This window comes from Enterococcus sp. C53 (assembly GCF_040887425.1).
In the GTDB taxonomy this organism is placed as follows: domain Bacteria; phylum Bacillota; class Bacilli; order Lactobacillales; family Enterococcaceae; genus Enterococcus_B; species Enterococcus_B hirae.
In genome coordinates this window covers 25,536-40,022 of the sequence record NZ_JBFOFT010000005.1, presented here as the reverse complement: position 1 = coordinate 40,022, position 14,487 = coordinate 25,536, and the positions used below count along the sequence as shown (strand labels likewise).

The 14,487-nt window shown below is 37.1% G+C and carries 12 protein-coding genes; 9 read left to right on the top strand and 3 right to left on the bottom strand.

Annotation, left to right across the window (positions count from 1 at the left end):
* Positions 1-7 precede the first annotated feature (7 nt).
* Complete coding sequence (locus AB3I42_RS07850; RefSeq protein ID WP_010737180.1) at positions 8-1,009, top strand: SIS domain-containing protein; 1,002 nt, start codon at positions 8-10, stop codon at positions 1,007-1,009.
* A gap of 170 nt (positions 1,010-1,179) precedes the next feature.
* Here AB3I42_RS07850 and AB3I42_RS07845 read toward each other — a convergent pair whose 3' ends face one another.
* The 3 genes from AB3I42_RS07845 to AB3I42_RS07835 form a co-directional block, all read right to left on the bottom strand.
* Positions 1,180-1,824, bottom strand: a complete 645-nt coding sequence (locus AB3I42_RS07845) for a lytic polysaccharide monooxygenase (protein ID WP_010737181.1) — start codon at positions 1,822-1,824, stop codon at positions 1,180-1,182.
* Positions 1,825-2,167: 343 nt separating this feature from the next.
* Positions 2,168-2,815, bottom strand: a complete 648-nt coding sequence (locus AB3I42_RS07840; RefSeq protein WP_010737182.1) for a lytic polysaccharide monooxygenase — start codon at positions 2,813-2,815, stop codon at positions 2,168-2,170.
* Positions 2,816-2,947: 132 nt separating this feature from the next.
* A complete protein-coding gene (locus AB3I42_RS07835; RefSeq protein ID WP_368022420.1) occupies positions 2,948-3,820 on the bottom strand; it encodes a helix-turn-helix domain-containing protein in 873 nt (290 codons plus the stop codon).
* A 217-nt stretch (positions 3,821-4,037) separates the two neighbouring features.
* On the opposite strand from AB3I42_RS07835, the gene AB3I42_RS07830 reads away from it, so the two are divergent.
* The 8 genes from AB3I42_RS07830 (at position 4,038) to AB3I42_RS07795 (ending at position 14,329) form a co-directional block, all read left to right on the top strand.
* Positions 4,038-5,771 (top strand): glycosyl hydrolase family 18 protein, encoded by a 1,734-nt coding sequence (locus tag AB3I42_RS07830; RefSeq protein ID WP_063627460.1) that lies wholly within the window; start codon positions 4,038-4,040, stop codon positions 5,769-5,771.
* 561 nt (positions 5,772-6,332) lie between these two features.
* Entirely contained in the window at positions 6,333-7,352 is a 1,020-nt protein-coding gene (locus AB3I42_RS07825) for an NAD(P)H-dependent glycerol-3-phosphate dehydrogenase (protein ID WP_010737185.1), read from the top strand.
* A gap of 31 nt (positions 7,353-7,383) precedes the next feature.
* Positions 7,384-8,253, top strand: a complete 870-nt coding sequence (gene galU, locus AB3I42_RS07820; RefSeq protein WP_010737186.1) for a UTP--glucose-1-phosphate uridylyltransferase GalU — start codon at positions 7,384-7,386, stop codon at positions 8,251-8,253.
* Between the two features lie 169 nt (positions 8,254-8,422).
* Positions 8,423-8,779 carry a hypothetical protein gene (locus AB3I42_RS07815; protein WP_010720747.1) on the top strand — a complete coding sequence of 119 codons (357 nt, stop codon included), beginning with the start codon at positions 8,423-8,425 and terminating at the stop codon, positions 8,777-8,779.
* A gap of 781 nt (positions 8,780-9,560) precedes the next feature.
* A complete protein-coding gene (locus tag AB3I42_RS07810) occupies positions 9,561-10,160 on the top strand; it encodes an SIS domain-containing protein (protein WP_081125232.1) in 600 nt (199 codons plus the stop codon).
* Positions 10,161-10,839: 679 nt separating this feature from the next.
* The gene (yfcC, locus tag AB3I42_RS07805) at positions 10,840-12,579 is read left to right on the top strand and encodes a putative basic amino acid antiporter YfcC (protein ID WP_368022419.1); all 1,740 of its coding nucleotides are present in this window, start codon (positions 10,840-10,842) and stop codon (positions 12,577-12,579) included.
* 244 nt (positions 12,580-12,823) lie between these two features.
* Positions 12,824-14,008: a beta-aspartyl-peptidase gene (iadA, locus tag AB3I42_RS07800; RefSeq protein ID WP_034867459.1), complete on the top strand. Its 1,185-nt coding sequence runs from the start codon at positions 12,824-12,826 to the stop codon at positions 14,006-14,008.
* 96 nt (positions 14,009-14,104) lie between these two features.
* Positions 14,105-14,329 carry a CsbD family protein gene (locus AB3I42_RS07795; protein WP_010720743.1) on the top strand — a complete coding sequence of 75 codons (225 nt, stop codon included), beginning with the start codon at positions 14,105-14,107 and terminating at the stop codon, positions 14,327-14,329.
* Positions 14,330-14,487: the final 158 nt, after the last annotated feature.

Sequence of the window (14,487 nt, the reverse complement as noted above, 5' to 3'; positions counted from 1 at the left end):
GGAGACTATGTTAAAATTCAATGAACAAAAACAAATCGAGGATATCAATGGGGCGCTAGCTTTACGTCCGCAAGTGGAACAAATCATTGACGGATTGGGAGAGGGATTCGATGCAATTTATTATTTAGGAATCGGCGGAACCTACGCGTCAGCGATGCAAGCTGTGACTTATATGAATGGTAAAAGTAACCTACCTGTTTATGTCCAACATGCAGCAGAATATTACACAACTGGCAACAAACGCCTAACAGAAAAATCAATTGTTGTCTTGTCTTCAGTTACTGGTACCACGCAAGAAGTCGTGCAAGCGGTCAAAGAAATCAAAACAGTGGGTGCGACACTGATCGGGTTTATTGATACAAAAGAGAGTATTCTCGCTGAACTTTGTGACCATACGATCACTTATCCTGCACCTGGAACCGAACAAATCAAATTCTTTATGGTCGCAGATCGTTTGATGTATAATCATGGCGAATTTGAAGACTACGAAACCTATTATCAACAATTAGAAGAGCACTTAGCAGTTGGCTTAGTCGAAGCCGAAAAACAAGCAGATGCTTTTGGATTAGCGTTTGCTGAAAAACATCGTCACGATTCGATGCACTATTTTATCGGTGCTGGGAACCAATGGGGCGCTGTCTATTCTTATGCGATGTGTTATTGGGAAGAGCAAAGTTGGTTGCCTTCTAAATCGATCCACGCTGCTGAATTTTTACATGGTACGCTAGAAGTGATTGAAGAAACGACACCAGTGACGTTGTTCTTAGGAGAAGATGAACAACGTGTACTTGCAGAAAGAGTCGCAAACCTATTACCAAAAATCTGTGCAAATTATACATTGATTGATACAAAAGACTATCCAATTGAAGGAATTGACGAAAGTTATCGTGGACGTGTCCTTTCTTATTTGCTGATGCATGCGGTGACGCAACGAATCGATGCGCATATCGAGCAATTAAATTGTCACCCCTTAGAAATCAGAAGATATTACCGTCAATTTGAGTATTAAGCGACACAATCAGTTCTAAGAGGAACGATTTCGTAAAATAATAAAATAAAACATACCAATATGAATCGTCTGTCAGTGAAATAAACGGTTCATGCTGGTATGTTTTTTGGTTATGACATGGATCAAGTGAGCGATTTGATCCGTGTGTTGATATGTTGATAGAAGAATTTTTATGAATTGTTTGATAAGTCAGTTAAGAGATTACGAGGTTGGATATTCGCATCAATCACATTGTAAAAGGCATTTGAAGTATCATTCACATCCCAAACGGCTAAGATGACATGATAACCGAGATGATCACTTGGAATAGTGATCGTGTGTGTTAGATTTGTGTCAGCATCTTTCCCGTGACCGTCTACCTCACCTATAAATTGAAATTCATCGCGGGATAATGGTTTGTTTGGATTCCAATTATTTTTCGTGATATAGTAATGCCATTTAGCTGTTTTATGCGCGGCAGTATAAGACCAAGTGAATTTCGTTGGACCAGTTGAAAGGTTTTGTTTTGTCCAAATAGTAGCAGTTTGTTTGTCTAATTCAAATCCTTTGGCACCATTTGCGGAAGCAATTTTTCCATCTGCAGGTCCACCATTTGGGAATCCTTTAGGTGCTTCTAGTGATTGTGGCTCAGTAATTATTTCACCGTATTTTTCAAGAGCTGCATGCCAATTCTTCCTACTGTCTAATTCTCCTTGATAGGCACGACTGATAGGTTTCTCCACATAACCGTGAGCATCCACATTAACTGTCGATAAGGCAGTTAAACCAGTTGTTGCTAAAACGAGTCCTAATCCTACGACTAAACTTTTTTTCATCTTGATTCCCTCCATCAATTGCTTATTACGTGAAATAAATTTTTTCACAAAAATAGTATAAAACGATAGGAGAAGAGGGTTAAATATTGTTTGTTATTGCAACAAAAAAAGTATGGTTCCTAAAAAAGTTCGCTCAGTTCGCTATCATGAAAAAGCGTTCGATAAAAGATAACTTCTTTCTGATACGCTCTTATTATTGATGAGTGGCAAAAGTGAAACGAAAAAGATCCCACGATGTTGAGCCTAGCAATACTAGAACTACCCATCGTGGGAAAGATTGAGCAAATGTTTTCAATAAACAGTAAAGAAAATGAAGAATGATTGATTGTTCAGTTAAAGAGAATCACATGGATTCATTTAAATCATTTAAGATACTACGAGGTTGGATATTCGCATCAATGACATTGTAGAAGGCATTTGATGTATCACTTACATCCCAAACTGCTAAAATCACATGATAACCTATCCGGTCATTTGGAATCGTAATGGTGTGAGTTGGACTCGTGCTAGCTTGCGCACCTTTTCCTTGGACTTCGCCGATCAATTGAAGTTCATTGCGAGAAAGTGGTTTATTCTGGTTCCAACCTGGTTTAGTGATATAGTAATGCCATTTACTAGTTGGGTGTGATTGCGTATACTTCCAAGTGAATTTTGTCGCTCCCCCTGTTAAATTTTGTTTCGTCCATAGACTAGAAGTTTGCTTATCTAATTCAAATCCTCTTGCACCATTTGCAGAAGCGATTTTTCCATCTGCTGGTCCACCTTTAGGAAATCCCTGAGGAGCTTCTAGTGATTGTGGTTCATTAATGATCGGACCATATTTTTGAACTGCGAAATCATAGCCAATGTTTTCTTTATCCAATTGACCTTGATAGGCACGGCTAATTGGCGAGATAACATAACCATGTGCTGAAACATTGACGGAAGATAATGTTGTCAATCCTGTCGTTGCTAAAACCAAACCTAACCCTAATAAAGAACTTTTTTTCATATTATAACTTTCCTCCAAATAATTTTTATGAAAAGGTTTTCTTTTCATGGATTTAGTATAACGGGGAGAACAATAAGCTTAGATTGTTTGTCTAGCATTACAACAAAAATAACATCTTCCGGTTCGTAATTGTTAATTAGCTTTGTTTTGTAAACTGCTTTCAATCAATGAATTTTTGAGATTGCTAAAATATTCTTTAGCATTAGTCAAATCTAACCACTCAAAAAAACGAAGACCCTTTTCGATTTCCGAGATGGCTGAATGATCGCCATCTGCTAATCGATCCAAAGCCGCAAATAATTTATACTGGGCAAGATCAACTGACTGTTTGTGGTTTTGCGTTAATCTTTTCAGTTCGCATAGAAAAAGTTTTCTAAGAATCGCAGAATGACGGTTAAATGAGAGGCGTAAACCATTAAGAATAAAATTAGAGAAAAGTTCTGAATAGTAGGTAGCGTCTATGTACGTTTTCATTTTTGATACACTGGTTTGAAAGAGATGGATGATGTATTGATCATCAAAAATAAACAAACAGTTTGAAAAAATCGTTAGTTCAAAATGTCCCCAGGTTTCAATTTTTTCAAGATAATTTTTGATCACAAAAATTTCTTCTTCTATTTTCAAATTGGTATCAGTATGGTTGTAGAAGTAGTTCATAATCAATTTTCGTTGGGCATAAATCAAACGATAGTAAATGCTGCCTGTTTTTTCGTATTCGTTTAGTAGTTCTAATTCTTGTTCGTGAGTGATTTTTTTGGATGAGATGAGATAGTTGGTCAATTTTTGTTTATTCGTAAGTGAATTGCTATTAAGAAGAAATTGATACTCTTCTAAAGTAATGTTCATTCGTTCAAGGTAGTTAACTAATAGTTCAAAACTGATCTTTGTTCCTCTTGATTCAAACGCAGCAAGGGTTCCTCGTTGTGAGATACCTCGTGTCAACTGTTCTTGTGTTAAGTCACGTTCTTTTCTTAACTTACGAATCAGAGACGAATGGTTAGTCATATTTTTATCCTCCTAGTGTTTTTTTATATATATTATAAATGTTTTTTTAAATATATCACAAATGTAATAAAATTTAAATAAAGCGTCATTTTTGCGCGCTTTTAAAGAAAAAGTTCGTAATCGATTATTTGGGTGTTGCAATACTATACAAATAATTGTAATCGTTTTAATCGATGGTTTAATATGTTATGTAATAAAGAATAATGGAGGCGGTTTGATGAAGAAAAAACTAGTATTATTTTCTGTAGGTGTGTTTAGTGCAATAGTAAGTGGAGGTACGACGGTTTTTGCAGCTGATGCAGCAGACACGATGCCTGACCTCGCGAATAAACAAATTGCAGTCGGATACTATCATAACTGGCAAGCGGAACAAGGCGCAGGCTATCAAGGAGGTCGTCCAGCCGACATTGATTTGGCCAAAATAAATCCTTTTTACAATGTAGTGACGGTTTCGTTTATGAAAGGAGAAGGGATTCCTACTTTTAAACCTTATAATATGACGGATCAGGCCTTTCGTGAAAAAGTAGCAACATTGAATGCGCAAGGGCGAGCAGTCATTATTTCTCTAGGAGGAGCAGATTCACATATTGAATTACATCGTGGCCAGGAACAAGCTTTTGCGAATGAAATCATTCGGTTAGTAGAAGTATATGGCTTTGATGGATTAGATATTGATTTGGAACAAACTGCGGTGGCTGCTGGGGATAATCAAACAGTCATTCCGGCGGCATTAAAAATCGTTCGTGAGCATTACAAGAAAGAAAACAAACATTTTATTATCTCAATGGCGCCTGAATTTCCATACTTAAGAACAAATGGAGCATATGTACCATATATTACAGCTTTACAAAATGAATATGACTTTATTGCCCCTCAATTGTATAATCAAGCAGGCGATGGGATCAGTGTTGGGACGGAATGGATTGCCCAAAACAATGACAATAAAAAGTATGAATTTTTGTACGGGATTTCAAAATCATTTAATGAAGGAAGCGGTGGCTTTATCCAAATTCCGGCAAGTAAACTAGCTCTAGGGATCCCAGCTAACGAAGATGCCGCAGCGAATGGCTATGTTAAAGATCCTTCAAAGGTCTACCAAGTATTTGAACAAATGACAAAAGATCAAACGCCATTAAAAGGAATCATGACATGGAGTGTCAATTGGGACGAGGGCAGAAATAAAGCTGGGATTGCCTATAATCAGTCGTTTGCGAATGCTTATCAAGGATTGTTCAAAGAGCAAGTACCAGATACTGAGAAACCTTCTAAACCAGAAAATTTAAAAGGAACTGCAACGCAATCAAGCATTTCATTAAGCTGGTCAGCTTCTACTGATAATGTGCGTGTTTCTCATTATAATATTTATCAAAACAAACAACTCATTGGCACTAGTAACACAACCAATTATACGGTGAGCAACTTATCCCCTGACACAACCTATTCATTTACGGTTGAAGCAGTCGATACATCAGGAAATCGCTCAACATCGTCTGACGTATTAACGATCAGAATACAAGCTGGTTCACAATTACCAGCCCCTTCGATGCCAACTGGTTTAGTAGTAAAAGGTGTATCGCAAAACTCTGTGACACTCGGTTGGTCTGCAAATGATCCGAAAGAAGAGGTCATCGGCTATGAAATCTATCGAAATGGAACGCTAGTGACAATAACGAAGTCACCAACTTTCGTAGATACTGGTTTAACTCCTGACACAACGTATACTTATCAAATAGCAGCTGTTAACATTTCTGGTATTTCTAAGAAAAGTCAACAAGTGACAGCGAAAACGACAGCAGATAATCAAGCAGAAGAATGGAAAATTGGGAAATTATATAATATCGGTGATATTGTGACCTATAAAGGAAATCTTTACCGTTGTCGTAACATCCACATGGGACAAATCGGTTGGGAACCTGATGTAGCTTTAGCATTATGGCTGAAGATCAGTTAATAAAGTTAACAAAATAAAAAAAGAGTCAGAGTGCAGTATGTCAGGGCTATTACAATGAGGATGTAATGAGGACATAGACATATAAGGCGCACTCTGATTTTTTTACATAAAATTGTCAGAATCAAAATATAAGATAAGCCACGCAACCATTTTACATGCTCTGATCTAAATAGTTATTTTCAGTTGTTCAGGATGAGAGAATAAACAAAAGAAGAAAACACACAGTTCAATCTGAATTCTGGTGTTTTCTTCTTTTATCATTTAGTAACGATCGTACAAAAGTGATGGGACAAACGATGCAACCCATATCGCTGGAATAAAAATAACTGAAACATTAATTAAAATGACGGTGTAACAGACCACATATTCTAGCCCCCCTTTCTAGTTGATTCAATGATTATTTATATGATAATTATAACGCTTTGAATGACATAAAATTAAAATGTATCTTAATACAACAATGTCAAGTGTTAAACAAACTGTTAAAACGGGAAAAATAGTTTTCAACATTTAGAGTATCTATACTATAATAGTTACTATCAACTATTTGGAGGAATATCAATGAAACAAAAAATTGCAGTTTTAGGCCCAGGCTCTTGGGGGACTGCTTTAGCGCAAACCTTAGCAGAAAACGGACATGATGTTCGTATTTGGGGAAATGTTCCTGAACAAATCGATGAAATGAATCAGTATCATACAAATAAACAATTTTTACCTAACCTAAAAATTTCCGAAACGATTATCGGTTATAAAGAATTAGCAGAAGCAGTGAAGGATGTCGATGCGGTTTTATTCGTTGTACCAACGAAAGCCATTCGTTCAGTTGCTCAAGAATTGATTGAGAAAATGAATACTAAACCAATCATCATTCATGCAAGTAAAGGGTTAGAGCAAGGAACACATAAACGCATTTCTGAAGTTATTGCTGAAGAGATTCCAGAGGAAAAAAGAAAGGCAATCGTCGTGCTTTCTGGACCAAGCCACGCGGAAGAAGTTGCTGTTCATGATATTACGACCATTACTGCTGCAAGCATTGATCAGCAAGCGGCAATCTATGTGCAAGATCTGTTCATGAATGATTATTTTAGAATTTATACGAATAATGATGTCATCGGAGTTGAAACGGGTGCGGCTTTAAAAAATATCATTGCTATCGGTGCTGGTGCCATCCATGGATTAGGTTTTGGTGATGATGCAAAAGCGGCGATCATGACTCGAGGATTAGCGGAGATTAGCCGTCTAGGAGTGGCAATGGGTGCCAATCCATTGACATTTATTGGCTTGAGTGGTGTAGGTGACTTAATCGTGACTTGTACAAGTGTCCATTCTCGTAACTGGCGAGCAGGAAATTTGCTTGGTCAAGGACATAAATTAGAAGAAGTACTTGAGAATATGGGAATGGTGGTTGAAGGAGTCTCTACTACTAAAGCTGCGGTTGAATTAGCGGAACAACTAGGGGTAGAGATGCCGATCACACAGACAATCTACAATGTATTATATAATGGAGAAGACATCAAACAAGCAGCCAAAGAAATCATGTTGCGAGATGGTAAAATAGAGAATGAATTTTCATTAAGCTAAGGGCTTATATTGAAATGAGAGGACGGGGTGTATGAAAGTTAAGAAAGCAATCATACCTGCAGGTGGTTTAGGCACGCGTTTTTTACCTGCGACAAAAGCAATGGCTAAAGAAATGCTTCCTATTGTTGACAAACCAACGATCCAATTCATTGTTGAAGAAGCATTAAAATCTGGGATTGAAGATATTTTAATTGTTACTGGGAAAGAAAAACGTCCGATCGAAGATCATTTTGATGCTAACCTTGAATTGGAATTAAATCTGCGTGAGAAGGGAAAACTCGATTTATTAAGTACCATCAAGGAAACAGAAGCTGTTAATCTTCATTTTATCCGACAATCTTACCCCAAAGGATTAGGGCATGCAGTTCTTCAGGCCAAAGCATTTGTAGGAGATGAACCATTTGTTGTCATGTTAGGGGACGACTTGATGGTGGATCAAGTCCCTTTGACAAAACAGCTAATGATGGACTTCGAGGAAACTCATTCATCAACGATTGCAGTGATGGAAGTTTTGCCAGAAGATACAGGAAAATATGGAATCATTGATCCTGGAGAGGAAGAAAAAACTGGGTTATATCGAGTAAGAAAAATGGTAGAAAAACCTACTCCTCAAGAGGCGCCTAGTAACCTTGCCATTATTGGACGCTATTTATTAACACCAGACATTTTTCCAATACTCGAAACGCAAACACCAGGTGCGGGCAATGAAATCCAATTAACGGATGCGATTGATACATTAAATCGCCATCAAAAAGTCTATGCAAGAAATTTTAAAGGGAGACGATATGATGTTGGTGATAAATATGGTTACATGCGAACCAATATTGATTATGGGTTACAACATCCAGAAATCGGCGCTACCCTTAAAGAGTATCTGATACAACTTAGTAAAGAGTTATAATTTCTAAACTAAGGTACTTTTACTTGGTCTTATCTAGTTCGTTGCTTAAATTTTAGTAAAATACTTTTTGTTAGCTATTAAAATAAACGTCATTTTGCTTATTATGTAGTAATATAAAAGAGTTATGGCAAAATTGACTTTTAAATACAGAAAAGGTGTGTAGCTTTGTATGGGAAAATTGATTACAATCGGTCAAACACTTCTTGATGGATTGAAATGGCTGATGGAAGGAAATAACTGGTTGTTTTTGACTCCATTGGTGCTAATTTGTGGATATGTTTTCATTCAAATGGCTAGAAAAAAAGAGAAATTATTGATTTTTATCTGGTATTTAGCAACAATTTCTATTTTAAGTGTTATGCTTGAACTTGCTTTAGGTGCGTGGGAAGCTATGATTTTTGCTTTGATATTTATCATAGGTTATTTCATCATCTTTATCCCTTATTTCTTTAGAGGCGTTCATATCGGCAAAAAAGGCAGACACACGGCTTCTCATCGCAGAACAAAACGATCAGATAAACGCTAAAAGCAGTGAGTTAAGAAAGTTGATCTATGTAGCTTGCAACTACGGTTATTGCTCGCTTGAGTTTTTCGTTAGAACAAAGCAATCGCTGGTTAAATCCATTTTATTTGGATGAGCGGTTGCTTTTTTGTCTGGTTTTAGGGTCTGAGTATACCATTTAAGGAATGGGAGTTAGCAAAAAGCAGTAGGGGAGAGTCATCCTGGTAGGCTAAACAAAAAAATGATCATGACATGTCTAATTGTGGACGGCAAATTTATTTATTTAAGTAGATATTGGCTGTTATCATTGATAAAAAATAAATCTAAAAACAAGAATCCTATCACGATAGGATTCTTGTTCAGTTAAAAAAAGTTGATTTATATGTCAAGAAAACAGACCATGGTTTTTTTATTTTTTCGGACTTGCACTTGTCTGATAGATTACTTAAAATGATTGAAGATAGAAACAGCAGAATAAAAAAAGGCTCCCTAATAGTTAGCGGCAACTAACTATCAGGGAATGACCAGTCACACGTATACACCCTGACCGATCATTTGCCATAGTCAATGCAAGGCATCGACCGTATTTATTGTACCTAATTTCTGGGGAGATTTCTACCCTTGTGTCGGTTTTTCGATGGTCGGTAGCTCGTTTATTTACTATGTCAAGGTATTGGGCAGTATGCTCAATGCCTTTTTTTATCTTTCATTTTCAAGCAAAAGGTTGATACGTCTTAACTGATTTCTTTTTTTATGTTTTAGCACACTTGCTGTTTTTGTTGTGAAATTAAAGGTGGAGAAATAAATGAGTTTACGCTATTTTGATTATTATCAGCAACTAGAAAAGAAATTAAGAATCGAAGAACCCTTGATGGTTCAAGCTGCTTCTTTAATTGCTCGTCAAGTTTCATTAGGTGGACGTTTACAAATCTTTGCTAGTCGTACACTAAACGGGATAGCATTTGAGTTTTGGGAGCATTTACCTGAAATGATACCGGGCAAGTTAATTGAAAATCCGGCAAATGGGATATATGAAACTTTGGAAGGAACAGGAAAAGCGATCATTGATCAGCTCTCTGTCAAACAAGCAGATATTTTTCTACTTCTTTCCAATGAAGGTAGGGATCCAAGTATTGTGGAGTTAGCTCAATGGATCAAGTCAAATGGTCATTTACTGATTATTGTTACTGGATTTGATCTCTCGCGAAGTATCAAATCACAACACAGTAATGGGTTGCGATTGTTTGAATTTGCTGACCTAGTATTGGATAACCATGCACAAATGAATGATACCGCTTTATCATTGTCAGAAGTTGAGCTTGCTCTTTGTGATAGTTCCTCTATCGCTACCATATTACTATTGCAGCAAACCCTATATTTTACAGTCTGCCAGCTGATTCGTTAGGGAACGTAAAAATAGAATGAATGGAAACATTGCCTTGAAGTAGATGAAAAAGGGACACCTTTGAATAAAACTAGGAACATTCGGCGATTTCTAAGTGTTAGTGTAAAAATTAGAGCAAGGTAACATCTTTTTTCAATAGTTAAAACAAGCAAAATATCACAAAGAAGAGACAAAAAAGAATTCACTTGAATTCTTTTTTGTCTCTTAATACACGTTGATGAAAGAGTCTTCCCCAAAACTCTTTACATTGCAATTATAGTACATTAGTTATGATTATTGCAATGAAGATTGTTTATAGATTAAAAAAAGTCTGAAGCAGCTATTTTTTCTAATACACTATCTGTTTTTTTATTCGTTTTTTTCGGATAAATAATGAATAAAAAATTCTATTTATATCGAATGTTGAAAAAATATACATATTTTAAAAATGATAAAATGTAATTGGTTTTTCTTCATAAATAATAAAACAAGTAAAGATATCATACGAAACTAATTGATTATATGCTTGCGTCACAAAATACAAGAGAGTTATTTAACTTTTTTTGGTTGTTTTTAACAAAAATAAAAAAGATTGCTTTAATAGATAATTAATGTGTTTAGCGTTTTTTTGCTGTATAATCTAATCTGATATTGATTGTTTTATTCATAAAAATTTAAAGATAGAAAGGAAGACTTCATAGTGAAGAAGCAAGTGTCTTCGGGGAAATCCAAACGGGATCTCACAAAAATGACGACACCTCATACTTATGTCATCATTTTTGGAGTGGTCATCCTTGCTTGGTTGCTGACATTTATTGTACCAGCAGGAAAATTTAGTACACAAGATATCGAATACCAAGATGCAAATGGAGAAACAAGTACGCGAACTGTATTACGCCAAGATTCATTTCGTTATGCTTATGCCTTGGATCGCTCCTATGTATTTGATCAATTAGAGAAGTTACAAAATGATCCGACGGAAAGAGAGAAATTAAAAGTCCCTGAAAAAGGGTTAGAAGAAGTGATTTCTGAAGGTGAAAAGAAATTAACGCAAGAAAAGTTAGATGAAATCTCTTTAACAGATGATGTACTTTATGACCAATTTGGCGAACGCATTTATGATACTTCAAAAAAACTCCATAAAACGGCTCGAGTATGGGGGACCGATGATTTTGGTGGTTTCGGATTTTTGAATTTTGTCTTTGAAGGGTTAGTTTCAGGAGACAAGTATGGATCGGCTGTCGGAATCGCTGCGCTTATTTTAGTTGTTGGTGGTGCTTTTGGAATTATCATGCGCACCGGGGCAATTGATGCAGGGATCTATGCTTTCATCAGTAAGACAAGGGGACTGGAGCGTTTAGCCTTACCGCTATTATTTTTTGCTTTTTCATTCGGTGGCGCGACATTCGGCATGGCAGAGGAAGTCATTCCTTTTTCTATGGTGATGGTCCCATTTGTGATAGCTCTTGGTTATGACTCGATCGTTGCAGTAACAGTCACGTATGTCGCCTCTCAAGTCGGAAATGCGACTTCCTGGATGAGTCCGTTTAGTGTAGCAGTTGCTCAAGGGATCGCTGGCATTCCAGTGTTATCGGGTGCGACGTTCCGATTGATCATGTGGGTCGTTATCACAGCGTTATCTGCTGGCTATTTGATGATTTATGGGGAGAAAATCCGTAAAAACCCTGAAAGCTCATTGACGTATAAATCAGATGATTATTTCAGAAGTCATTTGAAAAAAACAACCGACGAGAAAAAAGCGTTTATGTTGGGACACAAATTGATTTTACTTGAAATGCTCATCGTATTGATTTGGATCGTTTGGGGTGTTACGCAAGAAGGGTATTATATCCCAGAAATTGCTTCACAATTTTTTGTTATGGGATTAGTCGCAGGGATCATTGCAGTAATCTTCAAATTGGATGGCATGCGGATCAATGATATTGCCTCTTCTTTCCAATCGGGTGCTGCTGATTTAGCTGGAACAGCAATCGTTGTAGGGATGGCAAAAGGGATCTTATTAGTATTAGGTGGCTCAGATGCTTCTGTTCCTTCTGCTTTAAACACCATTCTACATGGTATCGGTACAGCTTTAGCAGGAGTACCAGCGGCTATCGGAGCGTGGGCAATGTATATTTTCCAAAGCCTGTTTAATTTAGTCGTGACATCCAATTCTGGTCAAGCGGCGTTAACGATGCCAATCATGGCACCACTTGCTGACTTAGTAGGGGTCTCTCGTCAAGTAGCTGTATTAGCTTATCAATTAGGCGCTGGATTTATGGATGCCTTTACCCCTGTATCAGCTAGTTTGATTGGTGTCTTAGGTGTTGCACGTATCGAGTGGGCAAAATGGGCAAGATTCCAAATCAAAATGCAAGGATTCTTTTTTGTCCTAGGTACTATCTTTATCATGATTGCGATAGCAATCGGCTTACAATAGCGAAGTAAGAATACTATTTATTAAGGTCAGGGTTAGTGAAGTATGCACGGTGTTTTTTCTGATGACAGAGGAACTCGATGCTTTTTCAAACTTACTAGCCAAAAAGTTGACTTATAGAAAGCAAGCCGAAGAGACTGAAAATAGTTTGTCTTATTTTCATTATTCTTCGGCTTTTTTATACTAAAAATAGTTACTTTTGAAACAAAGAAAACCAAAATATCGGTATCAGAAAGGATGAAGTCAAATGAAAATCATTCGTCAAATTGAGGTCTATGCACCAGATTATTTAGGGGTCATGGATGTATTGATTGCTGGGGATAAAATTATTGCGCTTGAAGAAGCGTTGACCGGTGGCTATGCTGAGTTAGAAGTGGAAGAAATTTCCGGTAGTGGGAAAGTGTTGACACCGGGCTTTATTGATTGCCATTTTCACCTTTTAGGTGGAGGTGGAGAGGGCGGTTTTCAAAATCGTACGCCAGAAGTAACTTTAAGTCAATTGACGACAGCGGGTGTAACAACAGTTGTTGGGTGTTTGGGAACAGATGGTGAAGGTCGTGACATGACTGCGCTTATCAGTAAGGGAAAAGGCTTAGAAGCAGAAGGGATCTCAACTTACGTCTATGAAGGTTCTTATCGGTTACCACTCAAAACGGTTACGGATTCAATCATCAAAGATTTTTTGACAATTGATAAAATCATCGGAATTGGCGAAATTGCTGTTTCTGACCATCGATCATCTCAGCCCACATTTGAAGAATTTTCTCGAGCAACTGCTGATGCCCGAGTAGGAGGCATGTTGTCTGGTAAAGCTGGTATCGTCAATGTCCATTTAGGTGGAGGAAAACGTAAACTAGAGTTATTAACAAGGGTAGTTGAGGAAACCGAGATTCCGATTACGCAATTTTTACCTACCCATGCCAACCGCACGCCAGAACTTTTAACAGCTTGTATCGAGTTTGCGAAAAAAGGTGGGACAATTGACTTCACAGCGAGCGAAGATCCTGATTTTTGGGAACGAACAGATGGGGAAGTCCGCTTTAGTAAAGCTTTAAAACAGTTGATCGAAGCTGGCGTTTCCCTTGATCATTTTACGATGTCATCTGATGGACAAGGAAGTTTACCTTATTTTGATGAAAAAAATCACTTTCTTGGTATGGGTGTCGGAAGCGCAAAATCGCTACTGGTAGGTATCAAAGAAGCGGTAGAAAAAGAAGAGATTCCACTTGAAGTAGCCTTGCGAGCAATCACAGTCAATCCCGCTCGTGTGTTAAAGCTGGAGCGAAAAGGAACAATCAAAGTAGGGAACGATGCTGATCTATGTATACTTGACAAAGAAACCTTAGCCATCGAAACAGTGATCGCCAAAGGACAAGTAATGGTTGAAAACAAAGAAGTTAAAGTGTGGGGAACCTTTGAAAAAACGATCTAAGAGCATACTGTTTGTCTGTTTTTCAAGTTGATGATACCCTGATAATAGTTAGATAGTTAGATAGTTAGAAATGAGAAATTTAAGGGAGGAATTAAGATGGCAGATTTAAAAGGACGTTCTGAAGATGCAAAAGACAAAGTAGTTGGTAAAGGAAAAGAAGCTTACGGTAAAGCAACAGATGATAAAAGCAAAGAAGCTGAAGGAAAAGCACAATCACTTGGTGCTGATATCAAAGAAAAAGCTCGTAATTTAGGCGATGATATCAAAGAAGGCTTTGAAGATGTCAAAGAAAAATTCTCCAAAAAAGATGATAAAAAATAGTTTCTCCAAAAGAGAAGTTTGGTTAAAACTTTGAGAATGATCCTCTGGTTTTGTCCAAAGCGAGTTCTTAAGGAAGATTGATTGTAAAAGACGATAGATTTGGTTTATTGTGTTTTGCACCTCTTATAGTTAGTAAACGAACTTTTGAGGTGCGCCAC